The following is a 19,030-nucleotide window of genomic DNA, read 5'->3' as shown; positions in this document are numbered from 1 at the left end:
GTTCGCACGTCGGGGCCCCCTCGGCAAGCGGTCCCGGGTCAGGCCTGCGGCGGCACCACCAGGGCCAGCGCGAGCGGCCGGTCCCCGGCGCTGCGGCCGGCCTCGACGGTGTGCACGCCCGGGTTGACCCGCCAGGCGCGGGCCGCGGTGTCCCAGCTCTGCACGGCCCGACGCGCAAGGGCGATCCGCGCGGTGGCGACGGCGCCCGGTTCCGCCTCGACCACCGCGAAGCCGGCCAGCTGGCGGTCCGGACGGCTGCGGTCGGAGCCGTCGGTGGCCAGGTAGACCTGCACCACCTCGCGCCCGGCCCGCCCGCCGGTGTTGCGCACCCGTACGGTCACCTCGGCGAGCACGTCGGAGGCGCCCTCCACCAGCCGCGCCTCCAGGCCCTCGTACGACCAGTCGGTGTAGCCGCCACCGGCCCCGAACCAGTACGCGGGAGCGGCACCGGCCCGGCGCTGCCAGGCCCGGTAGCCGATGAACAGGCCCTCGGCGTAGTCGAGCCGGCCGTCGGTGGGCTCGACCCCCCAGACCGGGGCGTCCGCCTCCTCGGCGGGCCAGGTGGTGGGCAGCCGCCCGCCCGGCTCGGCGGCGCCCAGAAGTACGTCGGCGAGGGCCTCGCCGGCCTGCTGTCCGGGGAACCACGCGAGCAGCACGGCGGCCACCGAGTCGCGCCAGGGCATCAGGACCGGAGCGCCGGCGTTGACCACCACCACCGTACGGGGGTTGGCGGCCGCCACCCGGGCGACCAACTCGTCCTGACGGCCCGGCAGGCGCAGGCCGGCCCGGTCCACGCCCTCGCTCTCCACCTCCTCGGTGGTGCCGACCAGCACCACCGCGACCTCGGCCGCGCGGGCCGCCGCCACGGCCCGCTCGATCAGCTCGTCCGGGGAGGCGGTCGGCGCGGCGTGGCCGAGCGTGAAGGAGACCAGGCCGAACCCGGCGAAGTCGCTCGCCTCCGGCATGGTGCACGTCAGCGTGACCTCGGCCTCCCGGCCCTCCGCGAGGGCGAGGTCGAAGCGGCGCTCCGGCGGGTTGAGGAACGCCGCGGCCGGGTCCTCGCCCTCGGGCAGCAGCACCCCGTCGAAGAGCACCTCGCCGTCCGCGTCCAGCGTGAACCGGCCGACGCCGCGGACGGCCAACGAGTGCCGCCCGGCCGCTTCCGCGGTCAGGGTGCCGGTCAGCCGGACCCGGGCGAGGTCGGTGAAGGAGACGCCGCCCGGCAGCACGCCCAGCCAGCGGACGTTGCCGTCCGCCTGCGCGGCCGTACCGAGCGACGCCCCGTCGGCGCCGAGCAGTTCAGCGGTGCACGGGAAGGCGGCCGGCGGGAGGAAGGTGCGCGGGTCGGCGCCGATCTCGTGGACCAGGTGGGTGCCGGCGCCGAGCGCGGCCCGCAGGCCCTCCAGCGGGGTGACCACCCGGGTCGCGAAGACCTGGGCGCTGCCGCCCCCGCCGATCCGGGCCTCGGTCGAGGCCGCGCCGATCAGCGCCACCGAGGCCGGCGCCGGGTCCAGCGGCAGCACGCCGCCCTCGTTGCGCAGCAGCACGAAGGACCGCGCCGCGAGTTCGCGCACCAGCGACTCGCCGTCGACCGGCGCGGGCAACTCCTGCGCCGGGACGGCGGCCGGAGCACCGGCCAGCACGCCGACCCGGGCGGCCAGCCGCAGGACGCGGCGGGCCAGCGCGTCCACCACGGCCTCGGGCACCAGACCCTCGCGGACGGCCTGCACCAGGTGTTCGCCGTAGACGGTAGCCGGGCCCGGCATCGCCACGTCGAGGCCGCCGAGCGCGGCCCGGACGGTGTCCCGGGCACCGGTCCAGTCCGAGACCAGGACCCCGTCGAAGCCCCACTCCTCGCGCAGCACCGTGTTGTTGAGCTCGGCGTGCTCGCTCATGCTCGGCCCGTTGACCGAGTTGTACGCGGCCATCAGGCCCCAGGGATGGGCCTTCTCGACGATCGCCTCGAACGGTGCCAGGTACAGCTCGCGCAGGGTGCGCTCGTCCACCCGGACGTCGACGGTGTAGCGGTCGGTCTCCGAGTCGTTCGCGACGAAGTGCTTGGGCGTGGTGGCCACCCCACCGTCCTGGACACCGGAGACCATGGCCGCACCGATTTCGCCGGTGAGCAGCGGGTCCTCCGAGTAGCACTCGAAGTGGCGGCCCCCGCGCGGGCTGCGGTGCAGGTTGACGGTCGGCGCGAGCACCACGTGGGCGCCCTTGCGCCGGGCCTCCTGGGCGAGCAGCCGGCCGGCCCGGCGGACCAGGTCGAGGTCCCAGGTGGCGGCGAGGGCGGTCGGCGAGGGCAGGGCGACGGACGGGTCGTCCGGGGTCCAGTGCTCTCCGCGCACGCCCGCCGGGCCGTCCGACATCACCAGCCGGCCGAGGCCGATCTCCTCGTTGGCCGGCAGCGACCACATGTCGGCACCGGCCAGCAGGGCGACCTTGGCGGGCAGGTCCAGCCGGGCGAGGGCGGCCTCGACGGCGGCCTCGCGGCGGGCGTCGGCGGCGGCCCGGTCACGGGCCTCGGGGGTGGTCACGGCGTTCTCCTTGCGGTCGTCCACGGCTCAGATCCACCCTTCCAGCGCGGCCATGAAACCGGCGTGGTCGTCCCGGTGGACGGTGTGTCCGGCGCCGGGCACGGTGCGCACCTCGAACCCGCGGGCCCGCAGCAGTTCGGCGTCCGCGTCACTCACCAGGAAGCTGTCCTCGGCCAGCACCACCAGCGAGGGCACGGCGGGAGCGGTCGGCAGGCCCGACTCCTGCCCGGGCATGGCCAGGGCCGAGTCCGGGTCCCAGGCGGCGAGGGTGGCGAGCTCGACGTCCACGTCGGCGCTCTCCCAGCGCGGGTTCATGGCGGTGATCTGCTCCCGGCCGGCGTGCCGGAACTCCACGAACACCGTCGGGTCCACACCCTCGGCCCGCGCGAACTGCCAGCCCGGGTCGACGTAGACGGCGCGGGCCGGCTTCAGCCGCTCGACAGCCCGCAGCAGGGTGATGCCCCCGAGCGAGTGGCCGATGGCCAGTTCGACGCCGGCGGGCACGCTCTCGGCCAGGTCGTCGGCGTACGCGTCCAGGGCGTAGCGCTCCTGCGGGGTCCGCCCCGCGCCGCGCGGACTCAGCCCGTGGCCGCGCTGATCGACCGCGATGACCCGGTAGCCGCGCTCGGCCAGGGCCGGGCCGACCCGCCGCCAGGTGCGGTGGTCGGACATGATGCCGTGGATCAGCAGCGCGATCCGGTCGCCGCTGCCCCATTCCTGGGTGTGCAACTTCATGGGAGGGAAACCTTTCTGGGGGATGGTCACCGGACGCCGCGGATGGGCTTCACGGCGAGCGCGCCGGCCACCGCGAGCGCGGCGGCGAGCAGGAACAGTGGGGTGTAGCCGCCGAGGCCGACCACCGCGGAGGCCACGAAGGGCGCGATGATCTGCGGGCCCGCGTTGGCGATGTTGAGCACGCCCATGTCCCGGGCCGCGTCCTCGGCCTTCGGCAGCACCATGGTGACCAGCGCGGTGTCGACGGCCATGAAGCAGCCGAAGGCCAGGCCGTTCACGGCGGAGAAGACGATCATGCCGGGCCAGGTGGGACTGAGGACCGGGATCAGCAGGGCGACCGCGGAGAGCGCGGCGGACAGGCCGATGAAGAGCTTGCGTCGGTCCAGCCGGTCCGAGAGCACCCCGCCCACGACGGTCGAGACGGCCATCGCGGCCGAGGACACCGGCGTGAGGATCGCGATCGCCCGCTCGGGCGAGAGGCCGCCGGGCAGGTCGATGTGGTCCTGGAGGATGTAGAGCTGGTAGCCGACGACGGCGAAGTAGCCCAGCACCAGCAGCGCCCGGCCGATGAACGCCCAGCGGAAGTCCGGCTCGCGCAGCACGCCGAGGAAGGCGGCGGCCTGCTCGCGCAGCGGCACGGCCCGCTTGGCGGGCATCGGGCGCTCCCGGGCGAGACCGCCGAACAGGACGGCGGCCAGCGCGACCAGCAGGCCGAGCACCAGGTAACCGGTGCGGATGCGGTCGGAGAACGCGGAGGCCAGCAGGACGCCGAGGGTGGAGCCGATCGGCAGGCCGAGCCCGACGGCGGCGGAGGCGGTGCCCCGGCGCGTCGGCGGGACCCGGTCGGGCACCACCGAGGTGAGCGCGGCCTGGTAGAAGTTCATCGCCGCCTGGCCGAGGCACCAGGCGATGCAGACCAGCAGCACCGAGTTCACGCTGCCGAGCAGGGCCATCGCGGCCACCGCGGCCAGGCCGCCGCCCAGGATCCACGGGTTGCGCCGGCCGGAACGGTCGGACAGGGCGCCGGCGAACGGGTTGAAGAAGGTGGCGAAGATCGCCGCGACGCCGCTGATCAGGCCGAGGTTGGCCACCTTGGCGGCCGGGTCAAGGTGTTCGACCTGCAACGGGAGCAGCACGCTGCCGACGCCGAGGTAGAGCGCGTACATCGCGGTGTTGCCCGTGAAGAGCAACGGCAGCAGGCCGCGGCCGGCGGACGCCGGGGCCTGCGGGACTGCTGCCGGGACGTCCTGCGGAGCGTCGCCTGCGGGGGAAAGGGCCACATTGCCCTCCAGGGGAAGTGCCCGGCGGGGGGTGGGGGTGCCGGGCAGCGGATCGACATCAGGTTACACGTGTAACGGTTACTCGTGTAACCAGATGTTTAGCAGGGCATTCGGCCCACGGCCAGAGCCGACCGTGAAAGGATTCGAACCGTTATGAACAGCGACCACGACCTTCCCGGCCCCGCCGCGCCGCCGCCCACCAGCGCCGACGTCGCCAAACTCGCCGGTGTCTCCCGCGCCACGGTCTCCTTCGTGCTCAACAACACGGCCGGCGGCCGGGTCAGCGAGCAGACCCGGGCGAAGGTCCGGGCCGCCGCCGACCGGCTCGGCTACGTCCCGCACGCCGGCGCCCGCTCGCTGCGGGCCGGCCGCACCGGCCTGGTGCTGCTGGTCGGCTCCGACGTACCCATCGGGTCGCTGTTCAGTGGCTTCTACCGGGGGCTCCAGGACGCCCTGCCCCGTTACGGCTACACCAGCGTGCTGCTCGGCCCGACCCCGGGCGGCTGGAACGACGCCGCCCGGGCCTGGGCCGAGCTGCGGCCCGCCGCCGTCCTCTGCCTCACCCCCGGGCTCACCCCCGAGGGCGTGCGGACCCTCCACCGCTCCGGTACCCGGGCGGTGTTCACACTCGGCGTCCCGCCGGTACCCGGCGCGCACGCGCTGATCATGGACCAGCGCGAGGTCGGCGCCACCGCCGTCGCCCACCTGCTGGAGCGCGGCCGGCGCCGGATCGGCGTCGTGATGCCGGCCGACCCGGGACTCGCCCTGTTCGCCGGCCCCCGGCTGGCCGGCGCCCGGGCCGCCGCCGCCTCGGCGGGCGTCGGCGTGACGGTCGAACCGCTGCCGCTGGACTACACCGAGGAGTCCGCCGCCGAACTCGCCGACCGCTGCCGGGAGTCGGGCCTGGACGGCCTGTTCGGCTACAACGACGAGTACGCGATGCTCGCCCTGCGCGCCCTGCAGGACGCCGGCCTGGACGTCCCCCGGACGACGGCCCTGGTCGGCGCCGACGACCTGCTGCTGGCCCGGCTGCTGCGGCCGCGGCTGAGCTCCGTCCGGATGCGGCTGCCGGCCGGCGAGGAACTGGCCGCCCTGGTCGACCGCGCGGTCACCGACCCGGACGCGGTCCCGGCCGGCCGGAACCTGATGGCCGTCGAACTGGTCGCCCGCGACTCGTCCTAGCGTCCGTCCGGCAAGGATCCTCCGGACAGACCTCACGGGCTCCGCGGATCCCGGTCGGCGTACGCGGTGCGGCCGGGCGAGCGACCGCCGGGCAGGTGAATCGCCGCGACCGCCCCTCGTGTCGCCGACCGGCCCGAAGGGGCGATCGGCTGGACTGCGCGCTATGCGTATTCCATTCCGGACCGGGCGGATCGCCTCGGTCCTGGCGCTGGTGGCGGGCTCGCTGCTGAGCAGCAGCGTGCTGGCCCCACCGGCCCAGGCCGCGATCTCCTTCACCAAGAGCGTCGACAAGGCGACCGTCTCCCCGGGGGAGAACGTCACCTACACCCTGCGCTACACCTGCTCCATCACCGAGTGCACGGGCGGGCACATCCTCGACACCCTGCCCTCGAACATGCAGTTCCTCGGCTGGACGCCGGACCCGTCCTCGGTGGACGTGGCCGCCTCCACCGTGCCCGCCGCGGGCGCGATGGGCGGCACGATGGACATCCGGCTGAAGGACCTGAGTCCGGGCACCACCGCCACCGTCACGGTGACGATGAAGTACCCGAACTTCACCACCCCGAACGGCGCCACCTCCACCAACTCGGCCACCATGTCGGCCAACGGCGAGCCCTCGCAGACCGCCACCGCCGACACCTCCGTCCAGGTGCAGCCGCAGTACACGGTGACCAAGGGCGTCCAGACCTCCAGCAGTGACGGACGCACCGTCACCTACCAGTTCAGCGCCTGCGCCACCGACAACGTGCCCAACGTCGACCTGGACACCAGCCGGCTGCTGGACACCCTGCCGCCCGGCGCGGTGGTGGACACCGGCCGCTCGCCGGGCTGGTCGCCGGTGGCACCCGGCCCGGACACCTGGGGCTACGACATCGGCCCGTTCGTCTCCGGCAACGGGCGCGGCGGCTGCCGCATCCCGGGCGTCCTGGTCGTCAACTACCCGGAGGCCTCCTTCCCGGACGGGACGACCTCCGAGAACGTCGTGGCCCTGCACGGCGACCCGATCGGGCCGGACCCGGAGCGCCGGCTCGACACCGCGAACGCCACCACGAGCCCGTTCCAGCCGCCGGCCACCGGCGTGGTGGTGACCGCCGGCAAGGTCTGGCGCGACACCACCGTCAACGGCGACCTCAACTCCTTCAGCCTGTCGGCCACCAACACCGCCGGACCGGCCACCAGCCTCACCGTCACCGACCCCGGGGCCGGCAGCACCGACGGCATCTACAACTGGATCTTCCCGCAGTCCCTCCAGCTGGAGCCGTGGAACCCCACCAGCATCCTGCTGACCCTGCAGTACCGCCTCAACGGCGACCCCACCTGGCAGACCTTCACCCCGGGCACCCCGTTCAACGGCTCCGACACCCGCCGGATCACCTTCGAACCGGGCGCGGGCGACCCGGCCAACGACGTGCTCGGCATCCCGGCCGGGCGCTGGCTGGTCGGCCTCCGGTTCACCTGGAACGGGCCGATCCCCACCGGCTGGAGCCCGGGCAACGCGGTGCAGCTGGTCACCCAGGTCGCCACCCCCGGCCACGACGGACGCCAGGCCCCCGAGCCGCTGACCAACTGCGTGGACACCACCGCCACCGACGGCACCAACAACGCCTCGGCCAACGCCTGCGCGCAGACCACCATCACCCGGGCCACCAACCTCGGCGCGGCCAAGACCACCGTCGCCGGCGAGCTGTCCGCCCCCGGCGGCCGGGCGACCTTCCAGGTCATCCCGTACAACCGCAGCGCCCGCGACCTGGACCGGCCGCTGGTGCTCTACGACGTGCTGCCGGCCGGCGTGGTCTACATCGACGGCTCGGCCCGGCCCGACCCCAACTACCCGGACGCCAAGGCCCCTTCGTCGATCACCGTGACCCCCGGCCCGGACGGCCGGCAGATCCTGCGGATGGAGTGGCCGGCCGGCGCGCCGGACATGACGTACCTGCACGACCAGCTGGCCTACCGGATGCTCTTCGACGTCCAGGTCGCCAACAGCATCCGCTCCGGTGACCTCACCAACGACGTCTACGTCACCGTGGACCAGCCCACCGCCCCCGTCGCCTGCATGTTCTCCGGCTCCGACAGCGGCAGCACCCCGGACGTGCTCGACCTCAACGGCAACGGCAACACCACCGAGCTGCTCTGCCACGCCTCCTCGCAGATCCGGGTGGACGTGCCGTCGGTGCTGCGCTCGTACAAGGAGGTCAAGGGCGACCTGGACTCCGACTACGTGAGCATCGGCACCGCCACCCCGGGCGGCCGGATCTCGTACCGGATGACCGTGCGCAACGACTCCCCCGACCCGGTCACCGACTTCATCGCCTACGACAGGCTCCCCACCCCGGGCGACAACTACGTGCTCACCCAGGACGCCCCGCGCGGCAGCGCCTGGACCCCGTCGCTCAGCCAGCCGATCACCAGCAGCGACCCGACCGTGCTGATCGAGTACACCACCGACCCCAACCCCTGCGTGGAGCCCGTCGTCGTCGACCGCACCGGCTGCAACAGCGCGGCGGTCTGGAGCACCACCTTCCCCGGCCCCGGGACGGCCACCTGGTTCCGCATCCACCGCCCCGGCACCATGGCCTCCGGCGAGTCCTTCACCCTGACCTGGCCGATGGTCGCCTCCTACGACGCGCCGGAGGGCGAGTACGCCTGGAACAGCTTCGCGTACACCGCCACCGACGCGGCCGGCCGCCAGCTGCTGCCGGCCGAGCCCGCCAAGGTCGGCGTCGCGGTCAAGCGGGTCACACCCTCCGACAACGCGCTGGGCGACTTCGTCTGGCAGGACAAGGACGGCTCCGGCGTCCAGAAGCCCGGGGACACCGGGATCGCCGGGGTCACCGTGCACCTGCTGGACGGCAACGGCCAGCCGGTGCGGGACAAGGACGGCAAGCCGGTCACCGCGGTGACCGACGCCACCGGCCACTACCTGTTCGACAACCTGCCGGACGGCAGCTACGCGGTCCGGTTCGACCTGGCCACCCTGCCCAAGGGCGCCACCGTCACCAAGCAGCACGCCGGCACCGACCCGGCCAAGGACTCGGACGCCGACCCGGCCACCGGCATCACCCAGACCGTCACCCTCAGCGGCGGACAGCGCGACCTCGACCTCGACATGGGCGTGGTCCTCCAGACCACCTCCCCCTCGCCGTCGCCCTCGCCGACCTCCTCGCCGTCGCCCTCGCCGACCTCCTCGCCGTCGCCGACCTCCTCGCCCTCGCCGACCTCCTCGCCGACGCCGTCGCCGAGCCCGAGCCCGAGCCCGAGTTCCTCGCCGACCCACTCGCCGTCCCACTCGCCGAGCCCGACGGCCACGGCCACCGCCACCCACACGCACACCCACACCCAGGTCCCGAGCCCGTCGGAGAGCGGCGAACTGCCGCACACCGGCGGCTCCTCCCCCGACACCCTCGTCGCGGCACTCGGCGCCATCGCCCTCCTCGGCGGCGGCACCCTCTGCTTCGTCGCCTACCGCCGACCGGGCCGGCACGGCTGACGCCCCCCGGACCCCGCTGGACGCCAGTGGCGCCGCCCCGTCCAGGGCGGCGCCACTGGCGCGTTCCGGATCGGACCCGGCGGTCCTAATCCAGTTGGGACAGCGCGTCGGTGACCAGCTTGGTGGCGAAGTCCTCGCCGTTGCCGGAGATCCGGTTGATGTACTCCGCGAGCAGGACGGCCGTCGCCTCCAGGGGGTTCATCTCCTCCTTGGTCCACGGTCCGTACTGGGCGCGCCACAGGTTGGGGCTCAACCCGGTGCCGGCGGCGATGAGCAGGCCGGCCATGGTGGGGATCACCTCCGGGCGGAAGGTCCTCGGCATCATGCGCATGGTGGCCACCAGGCTGGGGATCGCGTGTTCGAGCACGTCCTCCTCGTGCTTCTCGAAGGCCGAGCGCAGCCAGTTCATGTACATGTAGACGAGGGTGCAGGCGCCTTCCACCAGCGCCTCGGCCTCGTCGGGGCCGAAGGACGCGGTGAGCTGGTCGACCATCCGCTGGTGCTCGGGGCCCGTCCCGGACTTGCCTTCATAGACGGACCTGAGCCGGGAGTCGATCACCATGAGCGCTGCGCTCACATCGCCGACGGGAGCGTGTTGGGGGTCGCAGGACGACACAGGACTCCTTCTGGAACGGCCACGGCCGGGACGGCCGGTCGGTTCGTAGGGTAGGCGACCGATCGGACGGGATCCGCCGGATCCGGCCGGGGGCGCCCTCGGGTGACGGTGCGCGAGTGCCGCCCCGGGCGGACCGGGGCGGCACGGCGGCGGTGGGACGGGCCCTGTCCCCCGCGCCCGTCACCCGACAACGGCATCTCACCCGTCAAGGTGGCACTCCGGAAGCCGAGTTGACGACGACGGGTGGCGGGCGGCCGGCGACGGCCCCGGGCCGGCCGGCGGGCGACACGCCCGGCGTCACACGGCCGTCACGTTCCCGCTGGATACTCGGAAGGCCCACCGCCCGCGCCCCGTACGACGGAGGACCACCGCAGATGACCGCCGGCCCCGACCGCCCCGCCTTCCTCCTGGTCCACGGCGCCTGGCACGGCGCCTGGTGCTGGGACGCGGTGCGCACCGCCCTCGCCGCCGACGGCTGGCGCACCCACACCGTGGACCTGCCCAGCTCCGCCGCCCACCCCGACGCCGCCCGCCCGGCCGGCCTGCTGGAGGACGCCGACGCGATCCGCGACCGCCTGCGGCGGATCGACGGCCCGGTGGTGACGGTCGCCCACTCCTACGGCGGCGCCCCCACCACCGAGGCCATCGCGGGCGCCACCAACGTGGTGCGGGCGGTCTACCTCGCCGCCTTCCAACTGGACGTCGGCGAAAGCGTGTTCTCCTTCCTCGGGGCTCCCGTTCCGGAGGACGACACGGGCCGCACCCCGCCGAACGCCGACGCCCGCCGCCTGCACTACACCGACGTGCCCGCCGCCGAGGCCGACCGCGCCCTCGCCCGGCTGACCCCGCAGAGCGTCCGGTCCTTCACCCGGCCGGTGACCACGGCGGGCTGGCGCACCGTGCCGTCCAGCTACATCGTGTGCGAGCACGACCGGGCCCTCGAACCGTCACGGCAGCGCGAGCTCGCCGCCCGCGCCGACACCGTCCACCGGCTGCCCAGCGGCCACGCCCCGTTCCTGTCCATGCCCGGGGAGCTCGCCACCCTGCTGGGCCGGATCGCCGGATCCGCCGCTCCGCAGGGTGCCGACGTCCGGAGTGCCGAGGGGCGTTGACGGCGGGCGGGGCGGCCCGACCGGCTCCGGACCGCCCCGCCCCCGCCCCCGCCCCGCCCGCCCCGCCCACCGGTCTTCGGCTCGGGTCAGCCGGCTTCCGTGCGCGGCTCCAGCCGGGTGCCGCTGCGGAGGGTGATCGACATCAGGTCGCTGGGGGCGTCGAGCTCCAACCGGTGCCAGCGGCCCCGGGGCACGATCGCGGCGGTGCCCGCCGCCAGCCGCACCACGGACTCGGCGTCGCCGGGCTCGACGGGGCGGAGGTGGAGGCGCACGGCGCCGGCCAGGCAGCAGACCGCCTCCTCCGCCTCGGGGTGCATCTCCCAGTGGTCGGCGTGGACGTCGGCGTCGCTCTCCACGTGGAAGGTCGCGATCTGCCAGACCCCGGCGTCGCCGGCGGCCATCCGGCGCCCGGCCGCCCGGACGTCGCCGTCGGGGTGGATGTGCAGGGCCGAGGCGAACAGGTCCACGGCCGCGAGCGGAGTGGTCGTCATGAGCGGGTTCCTTCCCATCGGTTCTCTGCGAGGGTGAGCGGAGCGGGGTGCCCGGGCGCCTGCGGCCGCCGCCGGGGCAGCACTCCGATCGCCACCAGCGCGGCGAGGGCGAAGAGCCCGGCGGTGGCGGCCAGGCCGGTGGCGTAGCCGGAGTTGAGGGCCGACGGGTCGGTGGCGCCGCCGGAGCGGTGGGCGGCGACGGTGGCCAGGGCGGCCAGGCCGACGCAGCCGCCGAGCTGGCGGGAGCTGTTGAGCAGGCCGGAGGCCGTCCCGGCCTCGCGGGCGGCCACCCCGGTGGTCCCGGCGGCGGCGACCGGGGCCAGGACCAGCCCGGTGCCGATGCTGGTGACCAGGGACGGGCCGAGGACGTCGGTGAGGAAGCCGCCGTCCGGGCTGATCAGCGCGAACCAGGCCAGGCCCGCGGTGGCCAGCACCGCCCCGGGCACCAGGGCGGCCCGGGGAGTGCGGCGCGCGACGACGCGGGTGGCGAGCACCGTGCCCGCGACCAGTCCGGCCGAGAAGGGCAGGAAGGCGAGGCCGGTGGCGGCGGCGCCCAGGCCCAGCACCTGCTGGAGGTAGAGCGAGACGAAGTAGAAGGCCGTGAACTGCCCGGCGGCGGCCAGGAACACCAGGATGTTGGCACCGGCCACCCATCGGCTGCGCAGCAGGCCCGGGCGGAGCAGCGGTGCGGAGGTCCTGGCCTCGGTGACGGCGAAGGCGGTCAGCAGCGCGAGCGCGGCGGCGAGCGTCCCCAGGGTGGCCGGGGAGCCCCACCCCCGGACGTCGGTGCGGACGACACCGAACACCAGCAGCCCGACCCCGGCGGTCGCGAGGACGGCGCCGAGCACGTCCGGCCGCTCCCGCCGTCCGGACGGTGCCTGGGCCGTTCCGGTCTCCTCGGCGGGACCGCCGGCCGGCAGCAGCGCGAGCGCCGTCGCCACGATCGGCAGGTTGACCAGCATGACCCAGCGCCAGCTCGCGTACTCGGTCAGCAGTCCGCCCGCCAGCACGCCCAGTGCCCCGCCCGCGGCGTTGGCCGCGCTCCACACGCCGAGCGCGCGCACCCGCCGGGGGCCTTCGGTGAACGTGGTGGTGAGCATCGCGAGCGCGGCCGGGGCCGCCGCCGCGGCGCCCGCGCCCTGTCCGGCGCGGGCGGCGACCAGTTGCCAGGGCGACTGGGCCAGTCCGCCCGCCAGCGAGCAGAGGCCGAACACGGCCAGGCCCAGCTGGAGCAGCCGCCGCCGGCCGTACAGGTCGCAGGCGCGGCCGCCGAGCAGCAGGAGCCCGCCGAAGGTGAGCGCGTAGACGTGCACGACCCAGGAGAGGTCCAGCGGTGCGAATCCCAGGTCGGCCCGGATCGCGGGCAGGGCGACGTTGACCACCGACATGTCCAGGGCGAAGACGAACTGGGCGACCGTCACCGCCGCGAGCACCCGGCCGGGGCGCCCTCGTAAGTTTTTGTACATGTATAGAAAGTAGTCCCGGGCGATCCCCGCTGTCGAGCCCCGGGTGATGATGGGGGCATGCAGCAGCCCTCCGCCCAGCCGCCCTCCGCCCCGCAGCCCGCCGGATCGCGGCCGACCGGACCGCAGCCCGCCGGATCGCCCGCCGCCCCGCGGCCCGGCACGCGGCGCAAGGCCACCGGCCGGCCGCCCCGGATCTCCCGGGAGGAGGTCGTCACCACGGCGCGCCGGATCGTGGACGAGGAGGGCGTCGAGCGGCTGACCATGCGCCGCCTGGCCACCGAGATCGGCAGCACGCCGATGGCGCTCTACCACCACGTCCGCGACAAGGAGGAGCTGCTCGTCCTGCTGCTGGACGACTACGCCGCGCGGACACTGCGACCGACCGAACTGCCGGCCGACCCGCGCGAACGGGTCGTCACCGCGGCGGCCGCCATCCACCAGGCGCTCGCCGCCTGCCCGTGGATCGTCGAGGTCCTGACCGGGGACAGCCTGATGTCCGCCCACTCCCTGTGGTTCGTCGAGCAGATCGTCGACGGCCTGGTCACCTGCGGCCTCTCGCCGGAACGGGCCGTCCAGGGCTACCGCGCGATCTGGTACTACACCGCCGGCGAGATCATGGTCCGCGCCACGGCCACCCGCCGCCGGCCCGCCGACGACCGCCCCACCCACCGCCAGCAGGTCTTCGCCGACCTCGACCCGGAGCGACTCCCCCGCCTGGCCGGACTCGCGGACCGCTGGGCACCGCTCACCGCCCAGGACACCTACCGGGACGGCCTCGACGCCCTGGTGGACGGCCTGCTCGCGGCCCGCTGAGCGGCTGCGCGGCCTTCCGCGCCCCGGCCCGCGGGGCGCCACGCAAAGGGCGCCGGCCGGCGGGGTTCCCCCACCGACCGGCGCCCACCCTGCGGACGGAACCCCGACCCCGCCGGTTTCCGGGGCCGTCGATCCCGTCAACTGCCGAAGAAGCCGAGCGCCCCCGCCGCGCAGACCCCGCCGGCCCCCATGAACACCGGGGTCAGCACCTTGATCTCCACCCAGCTGCCGGCCCGGAACCGCATGCCCTTCGGCGGCCCGATCGGGTACCAGCGCCGGCGCCCGAGCGGGATCGGCCACAGCACCGGGCAGCCCGAGACGGTCAGCGCGTCACCCAGGCAGTGCACCAGCGCGCCGAGCGCGATCGGCAGCCCGATCCACAGGTACTGCTGCCCAGGCTCCTCGAACAGCCACTGCGAGCCGTTGCCGGGCTTGTCGAGGACCTCCGCGAGCATCCACGCGCTGGCCGCCCCCAGCAGCCACACCAGGACGTCACTGGAGACCCGGGCCTGCCGCCACAGCAGACCCTCGATCGCCAGCACCATGTGCACGAACAGCACCACCAGCACACCCCAGCGGCCGCCGAACACGGCCACCGCCGCGGCGCCCGCCCCGCACAGCACCGCCCAGAGCCAGGTGTGCGTCAGCGTCCGGTGCCCGCCCGAGCGCCTCGGATCGCCCTTGCCCCGGGTGGCCTTGTACACCGCGTACGAGAGGTTGTCGATCACCTCGCACAGCGCCCGGGACACCGGCCCGAACGCCCGGGATATCGTCGCCGCCTTGTGGTCCAGGTCCGGCGCCAGCGCCGCCCCCGCGCAGATCAGCGCCCCCGCGAGCAGGACCGGCCAGGGCATCGGCTCCCCCATCCCGGCCGCCACCGCGCCCACCCCCAGCCATGCGGCCGCACCCGACAGCGAATGCGCCGGTCCCATCATGTCCGTACACCACCGATCCTCATCAGCTCGGTCCCCACCGCGAGGACCTGACGTCACGGCAGCCTATCCGTCCAAGATCACCGACCCCGCCCCTCGCCCCCGACCCGCTCCCCCCTTCCTTCCCCCTGATCCGGCCGGCCGGACCCCACCCGCTCCGCCCCGCCGGACCTCCGGCGCCCCGCAGATCAGGCCAGGGCCTTCTCCAGTGCGGCGAGGTAGCTGCGCATCATGTGGTCGCGGACGCCCTCCCCGTCCGGCGAGAACGCCGCCGCACCCAGGCCCTTGGCCCGGTCGGTCAGCCCGGTGACCAGCCCGACCTTCTCCGTGACGCGGCCCGAGGAGTCGATGTGGCGCAGCGCCTGGACATGGGTGAAGGCGGGCTCCGGGGGCAGCTCCGGGACGATGTCGTTGCCGTGCACGAAACGGTAGGTGCGGCCCCGCAGGCCCTTGTCGTACGCGGCGGCGAGCAGCCGGTCGCAGGTCCGGGGCTGGCCGAAGGTGTAGATGCCGTCGGCCGCCAGGCTCGGGTCCTCCAGGTCGAGCCGGGCGGCGACGAGCATGGCGAGGGCGCCGCCGAGGCTGTGGCCGGTGAACCAGACCGTCTGATTGTCGGTCCGCAGATCGGAGACGGCCTTGGCGACGTCCGGGTAGATCGACTCGAGGGCCTCGGCGAAGCCGTAGTGGACGTAGCCCGTCCGGGCGGGGCCGGGCCAGGGCGGGGTGGTGGCGTCGGTGAGCCAGTCACGGATCTGCGCGGGTTCGGTGCCGCGGAACGCGGTGACGATCATGTCGTCGCCGGCCATGGTGTAGGCCTGGGTGTCCTGGAGCGGGAACGGCGGGGTGAAGCGCGTCTGGTGGTGACGCACGGCGTCGAAGCCCCAGGCGTGGGCCTGCTCCTCGATCACGGCCTCGTCCTTGTAGGCGAGATCGGCGGCCTTCGCCAGCCAGTAGGCGTGCGGGAGACTGTAGCCGGTGGCCTGCTGGTCGAAGTCGGTGGGTACGGCCATGGGGGGACTCCTGCCGGGTCGTCGGACGGAACGGCGGATCGGCCCCCAGGCCCCGACCGGCATCCGCCGCCGGGTGCGCACCGCAGCGCCCTGGTGACCAGGAGTGACGCTACCCCGCGCACAGTTCGTGAGCGACCGGGCCGCACCCTCGCCCCCATCCGCCGGGCACCCGCGGCACGACACCCTCCCCGGGCACGCCCGCCCCGCCCCGCCAGGACCCGGCACAGGGAGCCCGCGCCCCTGCGCCCGAATCACCCGCCGATGCGGCAGCCACCAAAGCGGGCTGCGGCCGACCTTCTTCTGGAACCGGCGCGCCGGTGCGCACCCTGATCGCCGCGCGAGCGGAACGGGCCGGCCGCTACAACGCCTTGCAACGATCGGTGATCGGATCACACCCAAGGTCCTGACCGAGCACCTCCATTCACTGGAGAGCAACGGCCTGCCGACCCGGGCCGCAGGTCGGGGGCGTGTCGGTCAGGCGTCCGCGATGTCCGCTTTCGCCGTGCCGAGCATGAGGCCGGGGATCACGACGAGCCGCTCACCCGCCCCCAGGGCCACGCCCTCGGGAAGCCTGCCACGGTAGTCCTCCGTGAGGTCCCGGCCGATCACGGCGATGTCGCCGTTCGAGAGCTGCCAGATGTCCGGGCATTCGTCCCTGCCGTCGGACACGCCGAGTTCCTTGGCGGACTTCCCCAGTCGCTTCTCGAACGAAGCGGAAGGATCGGCTTGCCATTCACGGTCCACGGCTTCCCCCATTGGTGCTTCCTCCGACACGGAGCCTCGCACTCACATCCTATTAACTGACTGAAAGTCAGCACAGGGTTCCCCATGCGCCGTGCGCCCCTGCACGGTCGGCGTCACAACGCAGCGGCGTGGCCTCAGGGCGTGCGTGTTCCGTTGAGGTAGGCGAGGACAGCGAGGACCCGGCGGTTGTCGTCGTCGGAGGCGCCGAGGTCGAGCTTCGCGAAGATGTTGGAGGTGTGCTTGCTGACCGCGCCCTCGCTGAAGTGCAACCGTTGGGCGATGGCGGCGTTGGAGCGGCCCTCGGCCATCATCGCGAGGACGTCGCGTTCGCGCGGGGTGAGGAGGGCGAGGGGCTGGTCGTAGGCGTTGCGGGCGAGGAGGCGGGAGATGACCTGGGGGTCCATGACGGTACCGCCGGCGGCGACGGTGTGGACGGCGTCGACGAACTGGTCGGCCTTGGAGACCCGGTCCTTGAGGAGGTAGCCGACGCCGCCGGTGCCGTCGGCGATCAGTTCCCGGGCGTAGAGCTGTTCGACGTGCTGGGAGAGGACGAGGACCGGCAGGCCGGGCCGTTCGCGGCGGGCGGCGAGCGCGACCTGGAGGCCCTCGTCGGTGTAGGTGGGGGGCAGGCGGACGTCGACCACCGCGATGTCGGGGCGGTGGTCGGCGATCGCGGCGGCCAGTTCGGGTCCGCTCTCCACCGCGGCGACGATCTCGTGCCCGTGGGCACCGAGCAGCAGGGAGAGGCCGTCCCTCAGCAGGACGAGGTCCTCGGCGAGGACAACACGCACGGTAGCTCCATGATCAGCCTGGTCGGACCCCCCGGGGGGCTGGTCAGCGTGAGCGTACCGTCGAACGGGGCGAGCCTGCGCCGGATGCCCTTCAGGCCGCTGCCCGCGTCCGGGTCGGCGCCGCCGCGGCCGTCGTCGGTGACCTCGGCGCGGAGCAGTCCGGCGGCGTGGGTGAGGTGAACGGCGGCGTGCCGGGCGTCGCCGTGCTTGACGGCGTTGGTGAGCGCCTCGCTGACCGCGAAGTAGACCGCCGACTCCACCGGCGCCTCGGCCCGTCCGGGCAGTTCGGTCCGCACCTCGACCTTCAGCGGGACGTCCAGGGCCAGCGCCCGCACGCCTTCGGCGAGGCCGCGTTCGGCGAGGACCGGCGGGTGGATGCCGCGCACCAGGTCGCGAAGTTCCTGGAGGGCCTGGGTGACGCTCTCCTGGGCGTCGGTCACCACCCGCTTGGCCTGCTCCGGATCACGGTCGATCAGTGCCGCCGCCGCGCCCAGACGCAGGCTCACCGCGACCAGCCGGGCCTGCGCGCCGTCGTGCAAATCCCGTTCGATCCGGCGCAGTTCGGCGGCCTGGGCCTCGGTGGCGTCCAGCCGGATCTCGGTGAGCTGCTCGACCCGCCGGGCGAGCCGGGAGCGTTCGGTGGGCCCGAGCAGGGTGCCGGTCCACCGGCCGTGCAGGCGCAGCGCGGGGCGTGCGAGGGCGAGCCCGGCGACGATCGGTACGGGCCCGAGGAGGCCGAGGAGCAGTGCGGGCAGGCCACCGAACGGCAGGTCGTACGGCAGCGGTGCCTGGACGATCCCGTACAGGCCGGTGCCGACCAGCAGCACGGGTACGGCCGCGACGGCGCCGCCGACCAGCGGGTCGGCGATCAGCCACAGGGCGTCGCGCCAGGTCGCCGGGTCGGTCCAGAGCCAGCGGACGCTCAGGGCCATGCCCGCGAACCAGCGGTTCCTGTGGTAGTCGTGGCCGGTCCAGTACCAGCCGTGGAGCGTGCGTTCCAGGGCCGGGCGCGGCCGGTACGGCGGCGGCACGGGCACCTCCGACCAGTGGCCGGCCGCCCACCGGCCCGCCTCGGCGGCGGAGCGGACCATCCGGGTGGCGGCCGGGAAGAGCGGGAAGATCCCGAGACAGCCCCAGAGCACGAAGGACAACAGGAAGACCGTCATCAGCGCCACCCCGACGGGTATCAGCAGCGTCAGGACGGCGAGCCGCCCGAGTGCCCGGGCGGCGGCGCGCAGCTCGCGGGCCGCGGCGCCCGGCTCGCGGACGGCGTCGGCCCATGCCCGGACAGCATCGGCCTGTTCACGGGCGTCGCCGCCGGGCCTACGGGCGTCGCTGCCCGACAGACGGGCATCGCTGCCCGGCTCGCGGGCGGCTGGGGTCTGCGGGCTGCTCACGAGTCCTCCGGTCGGGTTCGGTGGTGCGGGTCGTTCATGATCGCAGTCGTCCGCCCGGGCAGCCTGGCCCGCACCCGGCCCCGCATCCGCCCCGGTGTCGAACGCTGCTGACCACTGGTCAGCCGGTGGAACGACCCTCGCGCCACGAACAGCTCGACCCCGTCCACGGCCACCACCGAGCCGAAGCGCTCGCGCAGCCCCGACAACCGCAGTGCCGGGGCCCCCTGCCCCGCACCCGCCGCTTCCCGCACCTCGTCCTCCCCGCATCGTCACGGCCGCCCGCGGCATCGGGCGGCACGCGATCAACGCTAGGGACGGCGGGACGACGGCAGAATCCACCTGCACCCCCGCCGGGGGTGGGGCTGGGCCCACCCCGCCCCGCGGGCGCCTGCGCGGCCGGGGCGCGCCCCGGCCGCGCGGGGGGGGGCCCCGTG

General features: G+C 74.4%; 16 protein-coding genes. 4 read left to right on the top strand and 12 right to left on the bottom strand.

The window, feature by feature from the left end; translation table 11 throughout:
* Nucleotides 1-38: 38 nt before the first annotated feature.
* Genes ACWGJO_RS09020 through ACWGJO_RS09010 form a run of 3 tightly spaced genes read right to left on the bottom strand, consistent with a single transcriptional unit; the run spans nt 39 to nt 4,552 of the window.
* Nucleotides 39-2,561, bottom strand: a complete 2,523-nt coding sequence (locus ACWGJO_RS09020; RefSeq protein WP_452182849.1) for a beta-glucosidase — start codon at nt 2,559-2,561, stop codon at nt 39-41.
* A 3-nt stretch (nt 2,562-2,564) separates the two neighbouring features.
* Nucleotides 2,565-3,272: an alpha/beta fold hydrolase gene (locus ACWGJO_RS09015; protein ID WP_452182848.1), complete on the bottom strand. Its 708-nt coding sequence runs from the start codon at nt 3,270-3,272 to the stop codon at nt 2,565-2,567.
* Nucleotides 3,273-3,298: 26 nt separating this feature from the next.
* A complete protein-coding gene (locus tag ACWGJO_RS09010; protein ID WP_452182847.1) occupies nt 3,299-4,552 on the bottom strand; it encodes an MFS transporter in 1,254 nt (417 codons plus the stop codon).
* 153 nt (nt 4,553-4,705) lie between these two features.
* Between ACWGJO_RS09010 and ACWGJO_RS09005 the strand changes: the two genes are divergently transcribed.
* Nucleotides 4,706-5,734 carry a LacI family DNA-binding transcriptional regulator gene (locus ACWGJO_RS09005; protein WP_452182845.1) on the top strand — a complete coding sequence of 343 codons (1,029 nt, stop codon included), beginning with the start codon at nt 4,706-4,708 and terminating at the stop codon, nt 5,732-5,734.
* Nucleotides 5,735-5,897: 163 nt separating this feature from the next.
* The gene (locus ACWGJO_RS09000; RefSeq protein ID WP_452182844.1) at nt 5,898-9,224 is read left to right on the top strand and encodes an SdrD B-like domain-containing protein; all 3,327 of its coding nucleotides are present in this window, start codon (nt 5,898-5,900) and stop codon (nt 9,222-9,224) included.
* 85 nt (nt 9,225-9,309) lie between these two features.
* On the opposite strand, the gene ACWGJO_RS08995 is transcribed toward ACWGJO_RS09000, so the two are convergent.
* Nucleotides 9,310-9,786, bottom strand: a complete 477-nt coding sequence (locus tag ACWGJO_RS08995; RefSeq protein WP_452182854.1) for a hypothetical protein — start codon at nt 9,784-9,786, stop codon at nt 9,310-9,312.
* A 428-nt stretch (nt 9,787-10,214) separates the two neighbouring features.
* Here ACWGJO_RS08995 and ACWGJO_RS08990 point away from each other — a divergent pair, with 428 nt between their 5' ends.
* Nucleotides 10,215-10,952 (top strand): alpha/beta fold hydrolase, encoded by a 738-nt coding sequence (locus tag ACWGJO_RS08990; protein ID WP_452182843.1) that lies wholly within the window; start codon nt 10,215-10,217, stop codon nt 10,950-10,952.
* Between the two features lie 86 nt (nt 10,953-11,038).
* Here the strand turns inward: ACWGJO_RS08990 and ACWGJO_RS08985 are convergent, their stop codons facing one another.
* Together ACWGJO_RS08985 and ACWGJO_RS08980 are read right to left on the bottom strand one after the other, a co-directional pair.
* Nucleotides 11,039-11,443 carry a cupin gene (locus ACWGJO_RS08985; protein WP_359898292.1) on the bottom strand — a complete coding sequence of 135 codons (405 nt, stop codon included), beginning with the start codon at nt 11,441-11,443 and terminating at the stop codon, nt 11,039-11,041.
* Nucleotides 11,440-12,909 (bottom strand): MFS transporter, encoded by a 1,470-nt coding sequence (locus ACWGJO_RS08980; RefSeq protein WP_452182841.1) that lies wholly within the window; start codon nt 12,907-12,909, stop codon nt 11,440-11,442. The genes ACWGJO_RS08985 and ACWGJO_RS08980 overlap by 4 nt, the downstream gene beginning before the upstream one ends.
* A 192-nt stretch (nt 12,910-13,101) precedes the next feature.
* Between ACWGJO_RS08980 and ACWGJO_RS08975 the strand changes: the two genes are divergently transcribed.
* Nucleotides 13,102-13,722, top strand: a complete 621-nt coding sequence (locus ACWGJO_RS08975; protein ID WP_452182853.1) for a TetR/AcrR family transcriptional regulator — start codon at nt 13,102-13,104, stop codon at nt 13,720-13,722.
* Between the two features lie 137 nt (nt 13,723-13,859).
* On the opposite strand, the gene ACWGJO_RS08970 is transcribed toward ACWGJO_RS08975, so the two are convergent.
* From ACWGJO_RS08970 to ACWGJO_RS08945, 6 genes are all read right to left on the bottom strand, one after another.
* Nucleotides 13,860-14,657, bottom strand: a complete 798-nt coding sequence (locus ACWGJO_RS08970) for a metal-dependent hydrolase (RefSeq protein WP_387686511.1) — start codon at nt 14,655-14,657, stop codon at nt 13,860-13,862.
* Nucleotides 14,658-14,842: 185 nt separating this feature from the next.
* On the bottom strand, nt 14,843-15,664 hold the full coding sequence (locus tag ACWGJO_RS08965; protein ID WP_452182840.1) for a lipase family protein: 822 nt from the start codon (nt 15,662-15,664) through the stop codon (nt 14,843-14,845).
* Between the two features lie 474 nt (nt 15,665-16,138).
* Nucleotides 16,139-16,408 (bottom strand): hypothetical protein, encoded by a 270-nt coding sequence (locus tag ACWGJO_RS08960; RefSeq protein WP_452182852.1) that lies wholly within the window; start codon nt 16,406-16,408, stop codon nt 16,139-16,141.
* A 134-nt stretch (nt 16,409-16,542) separates the two neighbouring features.
* Entirely contained in the window at nt 16,543-17,199 is a 657-nt protein-coding gene (locus tag ACWGJO_RS08955) for a response regulator transcription factor (RefSeq protein ID WP_359898300.1), read from the bottom strand.
* Nucleotides 17,163-18,596 carry a sensor histidine kinase gene (locus ACWGJO_RS08950; RefSeq protein WP_452182839.1) on the bottom strand — a complete coding sequence of 478 codons (1,434 nt, stop codon included), beginning with the start codon at nt 18,594-18,596 and terminating at the stop codon, nt 17,163-17,165. Before ACWGJO_RS08950 ends, ACWGJO_RS08955 begins: the two co-directional genes overlap by 37 nt.
* Complete coding sequence (locus tag ACWGJO_RS08945; RefSeq protein WP_452182838.1) at nt 18,593-18,847, bottom strand: hypothetical protein; 255 nt, start codon at nt 18,845-18,847, stop codon at nt 18,593-18,595. Before ACWGJO_RS08945 ends, ACWGJO_RS08950 begins: the two co-directional genes overlap by 4 nt.
* Nucleotides 18,848-19,030: the final 183 nt, after the last annotated feature.

Source organism: Kitasatospora sp. NPDC054795 (assembly GCF_053611565.1).
Note: the sequence above shows the minus strand (reverse complement) of the source record. Positions and strands in the feature narration are given on the sequence as shown.